The following is a 14,377-nucleotide window of genomic DNA, read 5'->3' as shown; positions in this document are numbered from 1 at the left end:
CCCGGGTGCGCCGGCGCGGGCCCTCGGCCAGCCCGACGTCACGGGGCCGCAGCTCCTCGCGCCGCCGCCGCAGGAACTCCGCCAGCTCTTTCCGCTCCATGCCCGTCCGCGCCCTTTCTCGCCGGTGACCTCCGTCGTCGACCTCCATCGTCGCCGCTTTCGGTCACCCCAGCCAGGGATCCACGATCCATGGATAAGCCTTCCTCTCCCGCCCCCGCGAAGCCGCTCCTACGGTCGAGGCAGCGCCAGCCCCCCTCAAGGAGAGACCCCTCATGAAGCTGACCGGCAACACGATCCTGATCACCGGCGGCACCTCGGGCATCGGCCTCGGTCTGGCCCTGCGCCTGCACGAGGCCGGCAACAAGGTGATCGTCGCCGGCCGACGCAAGGAACTGCTGGACGAGATCACGGCCGAGCACCCGGGCATCGACGCGTTCGTCCTCGACGTCAGCGACCCGGCGTCGATCGCCCGCGCCGCCGACCGGGTGGCGTCCTCGTATCCCGAGCTGAACGTCCTGGTCAACAACGCCGGCATCATGCTGCGCGAGAACCTCCTCGACCCGGCCTCCCTCCCGGTCGCCGAGGACCACGTCACGGTCAACCTGCTCGGCACGATCCGGATGACGTACGCCTTCCTGCCGCTGCTGACCGGCAAGGACGGCGCGGCCGTCATGAACGTCACCTCCGCGCTGGCGTTCGTCCCGCTGCCGATCACCCCGACCTACAACGCGACCAAGGCCGCGCTGCACTCCTTCTCGGAGAGCCTGCGGGTGCAGCTCGCGCAGGCCGACGCCGGCGTCCAGGTGATCGAGGTCGCGCCGCCGGGCGTGCGCACGACCATGCTGGACCAGGAGGACAACGAGGACTCGATGCCGCTGGACGACTTCCTCACCGAGACCCTCGACCTGCTGCGCGAGCGGCCCGACGCGAAGGAACTCGTCGTGGAACGCGCCAGGTTCGTCCGCGACGCGGAGGCCAACGGCTCCTACGACACCGTCCTCGCCCAGCTCAGCGGCATCGGGGCGTGACACCCGAGGACGTCCCCGCCGAGCGGTCCGACGCCGCCCGCAACCGGGTCCGGCTGCTGGAGGCCGCCGCCCGCCTGTTTGCCGAGCGGGGCGCGGAGCACGTGACGATGCACGAGGTCGCGGAGGCGGCCGGAGTCGGAAAGGGCACGCTGTTCCGGCGTTTCGGTGACCGCGACGGGCTGCTCCTGGCCCTCCTCGGCGAGGCCGAGGCGGACTTCCACGAGGCGTACACCTCGGGTCCGCCGCCGCTGGGACCCGGGGCCGCTGCGAGGGACCGGCTGAGCGCGTTCGGCAGCGCCCTGATCGAACGGGTCGCCGCCGACGCCGACTTGGGCGCCGCGCTGGGCCGCCAGGTCGTGCACGAACGCCGATACGGCTCCGAGACGGGGCGGGCCTTCCACCACCACGTCTCAACCCTCCTGCGGGAGACGGGAGTTGACGCGGACCACGACATGCTTGCCTACGCGCTGCTCGCCTTCGCGGACTTCGAGACAGGGGACTATCTGCACGTCGGGTGCGGCATCCCCGTAGCCCGTCTCCAGGCCACCTGGGTGGACCTCGTACGGCGGGTGACCCACGACGGAACCGAGCCGACGGCGACTGTGAGAATGGGCCCATGAGCATCGTCAAGATCAACGTACTCACCGTCCCCGAGGAGCAGCGCGAGACGCTGGAGAAGCGGTTCGCGAACCGCGCCGGGACGGTGGACGGCTCGGACGGCTTCGAGTGGTTCGAGCTGCTCCGGCCCGTCGAGGGCACCGACACGTACCTCGTCTACACGCGCTGGCGTGCCGAGGAGGACTTCCAGAACTGGATGTCGGGGATGGGGCAGGCTGCGCACCGGGGCGGGTCCGGGGAGGGTCCCGCTCAGGGTGAGCGGCCGAGGCCCGCCTCGACGGACTCGACGCTGTGGACCTTCGAGGTGGTGCAGCAGGCGGGGCCCAAGGAGGGTTAGAGAATTTCGATGGTTCGGAACAGTGGGGGTTAAGGGCGACTCAGCGATCCAGGCTGCCACGCTCCACGAGTTCAACCATGGAGAAGGCCCGCTCCCCGACCTGAACGGGACGAGCGGGCCTTCTCTGTCTTGACAGCCTCCTACAGCCCGTCGGCCACGAGCTTGGGCTGTCCAGCCTGAACACCTTGGCAGTACCTCAGGTATTCACTGTCGGTAAGCGGGATTATGTGGTCAGTCAAAATAGAGTGCCGGAGTACGTATCCCAGACCCTCGACGCGTGTGATCTCCAGGCAGTCTTGCGCTGTGCCCCCAGAGAAGTCCGACTTGGTCCATTCGGCGTCCGAGAGGTCAGCAGCCAACAAGGCTTCAAGTACCTTCATCTTGTCAGTCATGCACCATCTCTTTTCGCCTGTTCCTCATTAGTTCGAGCGATCCCATCTCGTGCATCGCCACGTTTCTGAGAGCGTCCACGTACGTTCGAATCCCCCGGACATCTCCCGGCTTGTCCTTAAAATCCATGCCGGTCATCTGGTCGAAGGCCGCCACCGAGGTCTCGCCTTCACCCGCGAAGTCCAAGAGGGTAAACATATATGTCAACGTGGCTGGCGCGTCGAACGGGATGATCCGGAAGGACACGCGACCCGCCTCCGCGTCTTCGATCAGGGCGTCGAGTTGCTCAAGCATGACCGCCCTCCCTCCGACGACCTGGTGCAGCGCACCCTCGGAGAAGATGGCTTCGACGCTGGGCGGCGGCTCCTTCTCGAAGATCTTGCGCCGCTGAGAACGCATCGTTGCGGACCGGTCCGCCGCATGCGGCGTCACCACCGTGCCGCTGAGGGTAAGCACGAGTGACTGTGCATAGCGCTTCGTCTGGAGGAGTCCGGGTAGGACGTTGCCAGCCAAGGTCGTCATGCTGCTCGCGCCATCTTCATGCGCGACGAACTTGATCAGCGAGTCGGGCACGACACCCTGAAACTCGTCCCACCAGGCATCTTCAATCGCCATGCCCTCGGCGCGCATGGCGGTGAGCGTCGCCCTGGCCACGTCGTCGAGCCGCAAGACGCGGCAGATGATCGGCCACTCTTCATCCTTGGGCCAGGTCTCGCCCCGCTCGATCCGCGAGTAGCGGTTGTAGCTCTTGTGCTTTAGCGCACGAGCGACCTCGATCTGCTGCACCTTCTTGCCAGTGACGGTCGTGACCTCGCGCGCTTGCTGGAGCGCCTTGCCGAACCGCCGGCGGGCAGCCGAGGCGGCCAGGTTCACTCCCACGGCCATCCCTCCCTCTATGCCTGTAGGCGTCAGGGGCAGGGTAGCGCGGGGCGACTCAATTACGGCACTTCCGGGGGTAATTCCGGCGTCGGGGTTGCGTACGCAGTTGCGTACGCACCACACTCAGGCCTCACGCACCGGACAGAGCTCGTGGCGGTGCGTGATCGTCATGCGTGGCCACCCGAGGCCGCGCGCTGGAGGCTGCCATGCGCACAAATCAGCACCAACAGCAAGGCGCGCTCGACATGAGAACAACTTCTTTCCCGCGCAGGCCGGAGGCAGTTGGACCAGCACGAAAGTGGGCCATGGAGGAGTACCGCCGGGCCGGCGGCAGCGAATCCCAGGCCGAGACCTGCGCGTTACTGGTCAGCGAACTCGTGACGAACGCAGTGGAGTACACGGACGGCAAGAGGGTCGAGGTCAGAGTTTGGACCGACTTCCGTGTCGATGTCATTGACAGTTCGACGGAGAAACCCGAGATGCGGGGGCCTGAGAACGACGAGGACGAGCACGGTCGCGGTCTCGTTCTAGTCCAGCTACTTTCCTCTCATTTCGAGGTGACTGTGATGGAAGATTCGAAAATATGCAGCTTCTGGCTCGATGAGGGGTGACCAAAGTGCCGTCCACGGAAGTGCAGGAATTCGATTTGGCACTCCTGAGCCTGGCGGCCTTGGCAGACGACCCCCATCCCGACCGTCCCCTCCGCCTCACCGTGTTGGGCTATCGAGAGGACGAGGCCGGCGATGTCGAGACCGCGGTGGAGATACGCACGACGCCGGAGCAGTTCGGTTACCTGTTCGCCAATTGGCGCGCGATTCAGCTCAGCCTCGCGGACCGCGCGCGCAAGCAAGCCTTGGCTGAGCTGGCGGAGGAGTCGTCGGTGGACCGGGCGAGACGCGAGGCTCTCCACGCAGAGCGGGCCGGCCGTCCCGACATGAGCGACCTCACGACATGCATGGATGTCCTGGAGCGCTTCCGCCGAGGCCTGGAGCGCTCGCTGGGCCCCGCGCCGCAAGCCCCCCTCCCGCCGAGCGAGGAGCCCTAGATCGGTGGGACAGTCACGACCCCGCTCGGGGCAGAGCGCATGGCCTGGCTCCGACCGCAGGGAAACACAGAAGTCGGCCCGCGCGTCTCAACTCCGCTCAATCCGGGCCCCTTTCGACCTCGCAAGGCAGTAGCGGGAGGTGCCCAGGAAGGCTCTCCGCCTGCCCCACATGGACTCGACCGACGCGTTCCCCTCCAGTTGGCCGTCGGCCGAGCCCTTCCAACAGGAGATCAGCAGTGAGCAGCAGGACGACCAGCGTGACGGTGTGTGCCCTCATCGGAGCCTCTGGGGTTTTCCTATGGGCTGGCCTAGTCGCCGCGTTGGTTTCAGGGGGCGGCCAACGGCAGTGTTGCCGAACATGGTGCCCCTGCCAGGCCGAGGCTGGTGATCTCGACTTCATGGAAGACGACGTACCCACTTCCGCAACGCCTTTAGAGCGAGGCCGGCTGCCAATTCAGGGAGGGGATGACTCCAGGTCCGAGAACTAACGAAATAAGATCGAGAGAATCTGGATTGGCCTCAGCCTCGCGACACATCGCACCGCAGGCCAACCCAGGATTTCCACCTGCCTAAATTCCCTTAACGCGGTCTCACATATGCCATTTTCGATAGAGGCTCAATTCCCTCTTCAAATGGCCGAGTTGGCGCAGTAGTTTCCAAACGAGCGGGAAACTCCATCTGCTCGTACAACTATCAGGTGCTACATCGGAGGTAAATCTTGATCACTGCAATCAATGAGCACGAGTCGGTCAACGCCGATACGTCTCTGGACGACTGGAAGCTCGACGTCATCATCACGGACTCCCCCACCGTCGTGCCTGCCGACTGCGGCACCGGCGACGGGTGCGCCGGCACGTGTGCCTCGGCGTGCGCGAGCTGAGACCGGAGCTGGGCTGACGTCTGTCCGGGGCGGGAAACCGCCCCGGACAGACATGGCAGAAGGGAATCACGATGACACAGGCCGGACTCCTACGAAGCGGTGACGTGCTTCTCGTACGGGCCGCTGTCCTTCCGCTGCGCTCACAGACCATCCGCTGGCCTTTGGACAACGACCCTTCAGACTGCCGACGTTGGCTGGAGGAGGTGTGGGCCATCGCCGCCTTCTCGGAAGCAGCTCGGGCTGCTACTCCCCGATTGGCCCAGGCGGTCGACCGCGTTCTGCACGGTGGTGTCGTCTCGGCGAAGCAGCTCCGTAAGACAGTGCACTCCACCGCCCGCTACTTCCTGCGCGCCGCCGGCCGGCCAACGCCGTTCGGGCTGTTCGCAGGTGTCGGAGTGGCGGAGCGAGGGCCGTGCGAGGGCCTAATCGGCGCAGTGCACACGCCCCTGGCCCGACCGGACACCTTGTGGCTGGACCACGTTCGCCGTGGTCTCGCGGCTCGGCCCGACGTCGTGCCCCATCTGCGCTTCCGCGTAGACGACTTGGCAGTGCGACGCGGCGACGTCCTCGACGTGCCACTGTCCGGCGGCCGACTTGCGAGCACGCGTGTTCACCGTCCCATGGCCGTTCTCTTGGACCTCGCCACCGACCCGATGGCCGGGAGTGAAATCCTCGACCGGCTTTCGTTGTTGGGCGGCACCCCCACGCAGGCTAGGCAGCTTCTCACCGACGCACTGGAAGCCGGCGCACTGACGAGTAACTTGTCTGCGCCCATGACCGACACCGATCCTCTCGGGCACATGCTCCGCGTGCTGACGCCCGTGTCGACGAACCTGAAACCCGGCACGGCAGCCCTACTCGACGAATTGGCCGTCGTTCATCGCTTGTTCGCCGTACACAACACCGCCAAGTCCCCTGAAACAGCAGGGAAGTTGCGGAAGACGGCCGCCTCCAGGATGACTGGTGTCTGCGACGAGGGCCGGACACGGCTCAGCGTTGATCTACGGCTGGACGCCACGGTGCGCGTTCCCCAACTCGTCCTGGAAGAAGCCGAACGCGCTGGGGAGGCCCTCCTTCGCCTGACCAGGAACCTGCGGGAACAGCCGGTGTGGTCCGTTTACCACGAGGTTTTCTGGGAGCGGTACGGTGCCGACAGCCTCGTGCCCGTCCGCGAGGCCGCCGACCTGGCCGCCGGAGCCGGCCTGCCGGCGGACTTCCCCATGTCCCTGCTGACGGAGCCCACCGTCAGGGTGCTACCCCGCGATGAACTGCTGATGCGCAGAGCGTGGCAGGCAGCTCTGCACGACGCCCAGGAGATCCGACTCACGGACACGGACATCGCCGAGCTGAGTACCGCTGATCTTGATGAAGCGCCGATCGTGCCGCACATGGAGATGGCCGTACGCCTTCACGCTGAGACACCTGCGGCCGTCGACCAGGGCGACTTCACATTGTCCGTCCGTCCCGCATGGAGCACCGGCACGTTCTCCGGCCGATTCGCGGTCACGGTCAACGGCAACCGTATCGGCGCGGCGTACAAGGAGTTACCGACGCTGGTCGACGGTGCACTTGCCGCTCAGCTCTCTTTCACTCCGCCGCACCCACATGCCGAGAACGTCGCACGCATCCCCCTGTTCCTCCCTTACGTAATCTCTGTCAGTGAGCACAGGGAGCCGGCCGACAACGTGATCCCGCTCGACGACCTGGCGGTTATGTCGACCGGTAAGCGAATGCTGCTGGTGAGCATGTCGCGCCGCCGCGTGGTCGAGCCGGTCGTGCTTCACCCCCTCGCGCTGGAGAAGCAAGCGCCTCCCATCGCCCGGTTTATCGCTCTGCTCGCGCGCAGCTTCGCGGGCGCGTGGACTCGCTTCGACTGGGGGCCATTGGCGAGCGGAATGCCGTACCTGCCGAGAGTCCGCTACGGCAGGACCATCTTGTCGCCCGCGCGCTGGCGACTGACCGAAGGTGACCTGCCCGCTGGAGGATTCGAACCCGCTTGGCACGAGGCACTGTGCGGTTGGGCCCTCAACTGGAAGTGCCCTCGCCGTCTGGAGCTGTTCTCCGACGACCGGTACCTGCGTCTCAACCTGACCGAACCGATACACGCGCGGCTACTGCGCGCCCACCTCCGACGTCATGGGAACGCAGAACTGGTGGAGGCTCCCACTGACCAAGAACTGGGGTGGATCGGGCACGCGCACGAAATCACGCTGCCGATGATGTCTGCGCGTCCGCCGTTGCCGCACCCGGACCTCGCGGCGGCCCCCGTGGTCCTCAACCGGATGCTGCCGCCGCCGGGTGCCGCAGGGCAGCGGTGGGCACAGGCCAAGGTCTTCACACACCCGACGGTAATGGACCAGATCCTGACCCGCCGACTCCCGGAGCTGCTCGACTCGTTGGGCGGCCCGGTTTGCTGGTTCATCCGTTACCGCACGTCTCAAGAGGACGAACATCTCAGGCTGCGGATCGCCGCAGCGGACACTTCCACGTATTCCGAAGTAGTCCAGGCCCTGGCCGACTGGACCGAGCAGCTCCAGGGCAGCGCGCTGGCTTCCCGACTCGTTCTTGACGGCTACCGGCCCGAGTTCGGCCGCTACGGAACCGGGCCGGCTCTCGAAGCCGCCGAAGCCGTGTTCGTCGCCGACAGCGATATGGTGCGTCTCCTGCTCGCCGATCTTCCCAAGGCGGATCGCCGTGTGCTGTGTGCGCTCGGCATGATCGACGTGACGTGCGGTTTCCTCGGAGATGAAGAGGGGGTCCGCTGGTTGGTCGCCACTGCCGCCGACGCAGCCGGTCGGCAGGAAGTCACTCGGGCGGTGCTGAGCGAGGTCCGCACCGGTGTCCTCGGGCAGCGTGCGGGATGGACGGAACGGATCACTGCCGCGCGGGAGCAGCGCCTCAAGGCCCTGGGCGCGTACCGTGCGCAGCTCGACGGCCGGCCGCTCGGTCCCGTGCTGGAATCCCTGCTGCACATGCACCACAACCGGCTCATGGGCCCAGGCCTGGAGGCGGAGGCCGCGTGCCGCCACGCAGCGCGGCAGGCATGCCGGTCCCTCGTTGCTCGGAGGGCCGTCGATGAATGAGGTCACGCACAACTTAGGCCGCGGCCTGCCGGCGTCCGTCATTTATGAAGGGTTACTTGCTCAGGGCAGCGGGCAGTGGGAAGCCGCGCACCGTGCAGCGCTCACTATGGCGTCGGAACCGGCGACCGCTCACCCCGATAGCGCCGGCCTGTTCTACGGGGCTCCCGCAGTGGCTTTCGCCCTTCATACGGCCGGGCACCGCGCGTACAGGTCCGCACTCGGCAGCCTCGACAAGGCCCTGGCCACTCACGTGGCTGCGCGCCTGTCGGCGGCCGACGATCGCATGAGTACCGGCCAGCCTCCCCGCATGCGGGAGTACGATCTGATCAGCGGGCTGACCGGGCTGGGCGCGTATTTCCTGCACCGCGGGTCGAGCCCTGAGTCGCTTCACGGCGTACTGCGCTACCTGGTCCGACTCCTCCAGGACCCGGTCAGTGTCGATGGTCACCAGGTACCCGGCTGGTGGACCTCGGACAGCCCCACTGCCCGCCCCGAGGACACCATGCCCGCCGGACACGGGAACTTCGGGATGGCTCACGGCGTCGCGGGCCCCATCGCTCTGCTCGCGCTGGCCACCCGAGCCGGGCACACCGTACCCGGGCAGCTAGAGACCTTGGCAGCCTCGTGCCGGCTCCTGGAGCAATGGGCCCATCCTGAGCCGGAAGGGGGCGCAGCCTGGCCCGAAACCGTGTCCCTGGACGCTTGGTTGATCGGCCCGACACCTCGCTTCTACGCTGGTCGGCCCTCGTGGTGCTACGGAACTCCGGGAATTGCCCGAGCGCTCCAGCTCGCCGCGCTCGCGTGCGGCCGGGAGAACAGCCGCAGTCAGGCCGAGTCCCTCCTCGCCGCGTGCCTGCGTGACGCCGAACAGCTCGTACGCGTCACCGACGCCACGATCTGTCACGGGTGGGCGGGGCTCTGCCTCGTAGCGGACCTCGCCGCTTCCGATACCCCTGCCGACAGTCCACTCCGACGCACGCTGCCGAGCCTGCGAGCCCAGTTCACCACTCACCTGACTCAGAATCCGATACCCAAGGACCCTGGGCTGCTCACGGGCGCCGACGGCGTGCTTCTCACGATCCACACCCTCTTTCCCTCACGCCCCGTTGCATCAGCGTGGGGAACCTGCCTCCTCATCACCTGAAAGGAATCCAGTGAACGACGCATCCACCATCGACGAGCGGCGCAACCATCTCGTGGATGAGATCGTGGCCGGCCGATCCCTTCCGGCGTCCGTCGAGCTGGCCATGCGCACCGTCGCACGCGACCAGCACCTCCCGGGACTCGACCCGTTTTCCGCATACACCGACGAAGCCGTGAGCATCAAGGAGAACCCCGGTGGCCCACTGCCGCTCTCGCTCGCGTCCGTGCCGTCCGTCGTTGCGATGATGCTCGCCCAGCTCGACGCGCAGCCCGGCGACCGCGTTCTGGAGATCGGCGCGGGCACCGGCTACAACGCCGCGCTCCTGGCCGAAATCGTCGGCGAGGACGGCGAGGTCACCACCGTGGACATCGAACACGACGTGGCCCTGCACGCTCGGACCGCGCTGAACAAGACCGGATACGAGCGCGTCACGGTGATCGAGCGTGACGGTCTGAAGGGAGCGCCGGAGAATGCCCCGTACGACCGGATTATCGCCACCGTCGGACTCTGGGACCTCCCCCACACTTGGTGGGAGCAGCTCACGGACGGCGGCCAACTCGTGCTGCCGTTCCGCTGGCGCGGCCAGACCCAGTCCGTCTCACTCACCCGGCGCGGGGACACCTTCGTCTCCGACGGCATGGAGCTGTGCGGCTTCGTGCCCGTCATCGGTCAGGACGGCGAGCACAGCGTCGAACTCGCCGATGGGACGGTCCGTGTCCACCACGACCGGGACCAGCCCGTTGACCGCGACCTCCTCAGCGACGTGTTCTCCGAACCACTCGTGGAACTGTGGTCGGAGGCCCGTGTCGGCGGCCAGGAGCCGTTCGCCGGGGTCTGGCTGCGCGCCACCCTCTTCGACGACACCGTGTGCCGGCTGGAGGTCACCAAGGAAGCGCTGGCCGCAGGCGTGCGGCGGCCTGCGATCCCGGTGCGAAGCCCCGCTCTCGTGGTCGGTGGCTCCATTGCCTACATGGTCCTTCAGCGCGAAGACGCCGATCCGGAGCGGCCGTGGCGTCTGGGCGCGGCCGGTTACGGACCGGCCGGTGCCGACCTGGCCCGCAAGCTGGTGCAACACATCGACGCCTGGGGCACCCACCGCGACACCGTACCGACCATGACGATCCACCCGGCGGGCACTGAACGTGACAGCCTCGTCGCGGGGCACGTGATCGCGAAGGAAGAGACCGTCGTGGTGCTGTCCGTCTGAATGCCGGCGAGCCAATCGCGTACGGCCCGGAGGATGGCGAGAACCATGTCCATCTACCCGAGACCGTCTTCGAGGTATTCGGACGGGTTCTCGGCCACCCTCTTGCAATACGCCCAAACGCAGACGCTCTACTCGCCGGCTGAATCCGGGCTTGTCCTGGCGATGCGCCGACGGGCATCAGCCAGGAGCTGGTCTTCGAGTCGTCGGCTGAACACGGCTGATTCTCCCGGGAGTTGCTGCAGAAGTTGGGCAGCAGCTGCCAGCCCTTGAGCAACGCGCCACCGGCCTGCTGACCCCGCACCGCGCGTGTTCGCCGAGCTCTGACTGACCAGCGCTGCCGCCGAACGCCCCTCGCCGATGAGATCGGCGAGCACCTGGAGCACTTCAGCCGACTGGCCGCCCGGCACCAACTCGGTGCGGGAGCAGGGGCGGTGGCAGCCCTGGAGGGATGAGGCGTTCAGCCATCGGAGGCCACAGCCCGGACGGCGTCCACCCACACCGGCCGACCGACGCCGGTCACCTCCCGACCCTCAGTTCCTGACCGTCAGATACAACCACCCTCCCCAAGTACTCACGTTGGTCGCATCCTTCGCACTCGCCACATACTCGGTCCGCACCCGGAACTTCTGGCCGACCGCGTTCGTGAGGCTCAGGTGGGTCACCCCGACGCTGTCCGGGGTCATGGAGAAGCAGCTCGACGTGGTGAGCGTGTGCCAGGCCTTGTTGTAGTACTCCTGGGCCTGGAACCGCATGCACTGCCCGGACTTGTCCGGCGACACCGTGCCGGCCACCTGTGGCTTCACCGTGTGGTGGTAGACGCGGTAGGTGACCGTGCCGTACTTGGTGCTGGTGTAGTAACTGCCCAGCTTCTCCGCGATGTTGACCCGGTCGTGGACGGCGCGGGTGGCCGTCGCCGGGGCGTAGCGGTAGTCGCCCGCGAACGACGCGGTGAACGTCGTGTTGTGGGTGAGCTTGTACGTCGCCTTCAGGTTGCCGCTGCTGTCCACGGCCGCGGTCTTCACGAGCGTCTTCCTGCCGCCCGCGGGCGTCGCGTAGATCGACACCGTACGGCCGTTGTACGTCGTGCCGAGGTGGGCGGTGACGGTGGCCGTCGCGCCGTAGGTGTACGTCGACTCGTTGCTGGTGACGGAGACGGCCGTCGCGGCGCGGGACACCTGGACGGTCGCGGACGCGGTGGCCGCCTGGTGGGCGGCGTCTCCCGGGTAGTCCACCTTGTAGGTGTTGGTGCCGCCGATGGACGGGGTGTCCTTGACGGTGATCCTGCCGTCGGCGCCCACAGGGACCGTCCACGTGACGGGAGTTGTGGTGTGGGCCAGGTCCGTGCGGGACACGGTGACCGTCTCGCCGGCGGCGTACGGGGCGTCGCCCAGGGTGCCGCCGAAGGTGAGGGCGGCGGCGCGGGTGGCGGTCGCCGGGGCCTTGAGGGTGAGGGTCGGGGTGTACGGCGAGACCATCAGGGACGGCTCGTTGGCCGAGGGCTGGTACGTGGCATCGCCCGCGAAGGAGACACGGTAGGTGAACCGTCCGGCGGTGTCCGGGGCGTCGGTGACCGTGTACTGGGAGGTGGCCGGATCGACTGTGACCGACGGGAGTTGGACGGTCTCCTGGCTGTCCTCGTTGGTCCGGGACACCTGGAGGGTCGTGCCCTGGGGGAAGGTGCGGAAGTCCACCGAGCTCAGGGTGCCGGTGAAGACCACGGAGTGGGGCTTCGCCGAACTGATCTCCGGGTAGCCGACGTTGGTCGGCAGCCGCGCCACGTCCAGCTTCAGCGAGGTCGTCGCGGGCCGGTGCGCCGCGTCCCCCGCGTACGACACCTGGTAGGTGTTCGTGCCCTCGTCGGACCGGGTGTCGGTGATCGCGAACGTGCCGTCCGCGGCGACGGTCGCGTCGGGCAACTCCGTGCCGTCGCGGGTGACTTGGAGCTTCGCTCCGGCCGGGACGAAGCCGTTGGTGGTGAAGGAGCCGGTGAGCGTGAACGGGCGGGTGGGAACCGCGTATCCCGAGAGGTTCAGGGCCAGTTGGGTGTCGGTGAGCTTGGGCGCGCTCAGCACGTTGAGGGTGTAGGCACCCGAGGAGTCCTGTGTGACGCCGTAGAGCGTCCCGCTGTCGCCTCCCCACACCAGGCCGTCGGGCGCCAGGGTCCCGGCGGGCAACTTGACGTAGTTCTCGGACAGTTGGGAACCGGCGTAGAGGTACACCCCGGGCGCCGATCCCGTGGTGCTGCCGACGGCGATCGTGCCGTCGGCGTCGAGGGCGAGCGAGTTGGGCGCGGAGGGGATTCCGCCGGTGTAGTAGACGGAGGGGTTGGCCATCATCATGTCCGCCGTGCGGTAGGCCCGCAGCGCGACGTCGCTGGACGCGGCGAGCAGCACCTTCTTGCCGTCGCCGGTTACCTGGAAGCCGGTGCTCGGACCGCCGGAGACCCCTATGTGTGTCATGGCGTTCGCCGTGCCGGAGGAGACGTCGAAGGTGGCCACGTCGGTGTTGCCCGGGCTCGTCTCCTCGGCCGCGAGCACACCGCCGCCCGTCGCGAGCTGCGGCGCGAAGGACCAATTGGACAGCACGGACTGGGGTGTTGCGACCGGGGTGGCGGCGGCCGGGTCCACGGACCCGACGGCCCCCTTGCCGCCCGTCACGTACCCGTACCAGACCTTGCCGCCCGCCACCGCGACGGAGACGGGCCCGCTGCCGGTGCCGGTCGTGTAGCGCGCGGACTCGGTCAGTGTCGCCGTGTCGATCGCGGCGACCGCGTCACCGTCGGCGAGCGCCGCGTACAGCGTGCTGCCGTCCGGGGACAACGCGAGCCCCGTGGCGCCCTGTTCGCCGGTGATGGTGGTGACGGGGGTGCCGGCCAGGTCGGTCACCACGATGCCGGTCGAACCGGGCCCCTGGCTGAAGAAGATGTGCTGGTGAGCGGTGTCGACCAGCAGGTGCGCGTAGTGGGACAGCGGCAGCGCGGCCGTGCTGTCGGCCCAGGCGGCGGGGCCGGTGAGACCGACCATTGCGGTGGTCAGCCCGGCGACGACCGATATCGCCGCCGTGAGCGAGACCTGCTTGAGGCGCATGGAGCTCCTGTGGAATGTGTGAACAAGCAGGTCGGACCATAACTCCCGGCAGTGACAACCTCCCTGCCGGAGTCCCATGTCCTGGCAAAGATCCTCTGCTGCTTCTACGACGGCTCGTGCACGGCCGTCCTCAACTCGCGCAGGACGAGCGCGAGATCGTCCGGCGCCGCCGCGAGCCGCATCGGCCGCCCCCCGTTGTCGAGTTCGGCGATGTGCCAGTCGCCGGGGACGGTGTCACCGTCGCCGCCGCGCACTCGTCGTACCGTCCCGACGGTGAGCCGTTCCACCGGGATCCGGCGGGCCGCGAACCGGCCCGGGCCGGGGGTCACCGCGGGCGGGCCGTCACCGAGGGCGATATGGGTGCCGAAGCCGTGCGGGTTGTAGTCGGTGTGCTCAAGGAAGCGGGCGGACACGAACACCTCGCCGTCCAACTCGGGCGGCTCTACGGCCACTTCGGCCCCGTCGGCCGGGCGGACCCGGGTTTCGCGCCAGGCGCAGGTCAGGAGCGCGGCCGTGCCGAGCGTGCCCGCCGCCGACCAGCTGATCGTGGTGGCGGAGGCGAGCAGGGTCGTGGGGTGGAGGTAGCAGAGCGGCAGCAGCCACAGGGCCGTACCGGCGAGGGCGAACGCGAACGGCAGGGCGGAGGGCAGGACTTCGTCGGCGGGCAGGCGACGCCCGCG

General features: G+C 67.7%; 12 protein-coding genes and 1 pseudogene. 9 read left to right on the top strand and 4 right to left on the bottom strand.

Annotation, left to right across the window (positions count from 1 at the left end):
• The first annotated feature begins 272 nt into the window (after positions 1 to 272).
• Genes R6V09_RS28975 through R6V09_RS28965 form a run of 3 tightly spaced genes read left to right on the top strand, consistent with a single transcriptional unit; the run spans position 273 to position 1,983 of the window.
• Positions 273 to 1,028: an SDR family oxidoreductase gene (locus R6V09_RS28975; protein ID WP_317884398.1), complete on the top strand. Its 756-nt coding sequence runs from the start codon at positions 273 to 275 to the stop codon at positions 1,026 to 1,028.
• A complete protein-coding gene (locus R6V09_RS28970) occupies positions 1,025 to 1,648 on the top strand; it encodes a TetR/AcrR family transcriptional regulator (RefSeq protein WP_317884397.1) in 624 nt (207 codons plus the stop codon). The genes R6V09_RS28975 and R6V09_RS28970 overlap by 4 nt, the downstream gene beginning before the upstream one ends.
• Complete coding sequence (locus R6V09_RS28965; protein ID WP_317884396.1) at positions 1,645 to 1,983, top strand: antibiotic biosynthesis monooxygenase family protein; 339 nt, start codon at positions 1,645 to 1,647, stop codon at positions 1,981 to 1,983. The genes R6V09_RS28970 and R6V09_RS28965 overlap by 4 nt, the downstream gene beginning before the upstream one ends.
• Positions 1,984 to 2,123: 140 nt before the next feature.
• Here R6V09_RS28965 and R6V09_RS28960 read toward each other — a convergent pair whose 3' ends face one another.
• Entirely contained in the window at positions 2,124 to 2,375 is a 252-nt protein-coding gene (locus R6V09_RS28960; RefSeq protein WP_317884395.1) for a hypothetical protein, read from the bottom strand.
• Positions 2,368 to 3,252 (bottom strand): helix-turn-helix domain-containing protein, encoded by an 885-nt coding sequence (locus tag R6V09_RS28955; RefSeq protein WP_317884394.1) that lies wholly within the window; start codon positions 3,250 to 3,252, stop codon positions 2,368 to 2,370. The genes R6V09_RS28960 and R6V09_RS28955 overlap by 8 nt, the downstream gene beginning before the upstream one ends.
• Before the next feature lie 206 nt (positions 3,253 to 3,458).
• On the opposite strand from R6V09_RS28955, the gene R6V09_RS28950 reads away from it, so the two are divergent.
• The 6 genes from R6V09_RS28950 to fxlM all read left to right on the top strand — a co-directional run bounded on the left by R6V09_RS28950 (position 3,459) and on the right by fxlM (position 10,611).
• A complete protein-coding gene (locus tag R6V09_RS28950) occupies positions 3,459 to 3,863 on the top strand; it encodes an ATP-binding protein (protein ID WP_317884393.1) in 405 nt (134 codons plus the stop codon).
• On the top strand, positions 3,860 to 4,297 hold the full coding sequence (locus R6V09_RS28945; protein ID WP_317884392.1) for a hypothetical protein: 438 nt from the start codon (positions 3,860 to 3,862) through the stop codon (positions 4,295 to 4,297). Before R6V09_RS28950 ends, R6V09_RS28945 begins: the two co-directional genes overlap by 4 nt.
• Before the next feature lie 718 nt (positions 4,298 to 5,015).
• Positions 5,016 to 5,177, top strand: a complete 162-nt coding sequence (locus R6V09_RS28940; protein WP_317884391.1) for an FxLD family lanthipeptide — start codon at positions 5,016 to 5,018, stop codon at positions 5,175 to 5,177.
• A gap of 71 nt (positions 5,178 to 5,248) precedes the next feature.
• Positions 5,249 to 8,260, top strand: a complete 3,012-nt coding sequence (locus R6V09_RS28935) for a lantibiotic dehydratase (protein ID WP_317884390.1) — start codon at positions 5,249 to 5,251, stop codon at positions 8,258 to 8,260.
• Positions 8,253 to 9,404 carry a lanthionine synthetase C family protein gene (locus R6V09_RS28930; RefSeq protein ID WP_317884389.1) on the top strand — a complete coding sequence of 384 codons (1,152 nt, stop codon included), beginning with the start codon at positions 8,253 to 8,255 and terminating at the stop codon, positions 9,402 to 9,404. The genes R6V09_RS28935 and R6V09_RS28930 overlap by 8 nt, the downstream gene beginning before the upstream one ends.
• Before the next feature lie 10 nt (positions 9,405 to 9,414).
• On the top strand, positions 9,415 to 10,611 hold the full coding sequence (gene fxlM / locus R6V09_RS28925; RefSeq protein WP_317884388.1) for a methyltransferase, FxLD system: 1,197 nt from the start codon (positions 9,415 to 9,417) through the stop codon (positions 10,609 to 10,611).
• Between the two features lie 530 nt (positions 10,612 to 11,141).
• On the opposite strand, the gene R6V09_RS28920 is transcribed toward fxlM, so the two are convergent.
• Together R6V09_RS28920 and R6V09_RS28915 are read right to left on the bottom strand one after the other, a co-directional pair.
• Positions 11,142 to 13,697 (bottom strand): hypothetical protein, encoded by a 2,556-nt coding sequence (locus tag R6V09_RS28920; protein ID WP_317884387.1) that lies wholly within the window; start codon positions 13,695 to 13,697, stop codon positions 11,142 to 11,144.
• A 104-nt stretch (positions 13,698 to 13,801) separates the two neighbouring features.
• Positions 13,802 to 14,377: pseudogene (locus R6V09_RS28915) on the bottom strand (PH domain-containing protein); the annotation flags it as partial.

Source organism: Streptomyces sp. W16 (assembly GCF_033194735.1).
Lineage (GTDB): Bacteria > Actinomycetota > Actinomycetes > Streptomycetales > Streptomycetaceae > Streptomyces.
This window is presented reverse-complemented; position numbering and strand designations above follow the sequence as displayed.

Coding starts and splice junctions, on each gene's coding strand:
- R6V09_RS28920 (WP_317884387.1), bottom strand. CDS start 13,697: ATGCGCCTCAAGCAGGTCTCGCTCACGGCGGCGATATCGGTCGTCGCC.
- R6V09_RS28965 (WP_317884396.1), top strand. CDS start 1,645: ATGAGCATCGTCAAGATCAACGTACTCACCGTCCCCGAGGAGCAGCGC.
- R6V09_RS28960 (WP_317884395.1), bottom strand. CDS start 2,375: ATGACTGACAAGATGAAGGTACTTGAAGCCTTGTTGGCTGCTGACCTC.
- R6V09_RS28935 (WP_317884390.1), top strand. CDS start 5,249: ATGACACAGGCCGGACTCCTACGAAGCGGTGACGTGCTTCTCGTACGG.
- R6V09_RS28950 (WP_317884393.1), top strand. CDS start 3,459: ATGCGCACAAATCAGCACCAACAGCAAGGCGCGCTCGACATGAGAACA.
- R6V09_RS28930 (WP_317884389.1), top strand. CDS start 8,253: ATGAATGAGGTCACGCACAACTTAGGCCGCGGCCTGCCGGCGTCCGTC.
- R6V09_RS28975 (WP_317884398.1), top strand. CDS start 273: ATGAAGCTGACCGGCAACACGATCCTGATCACCGGCGGCACCTCGGGC.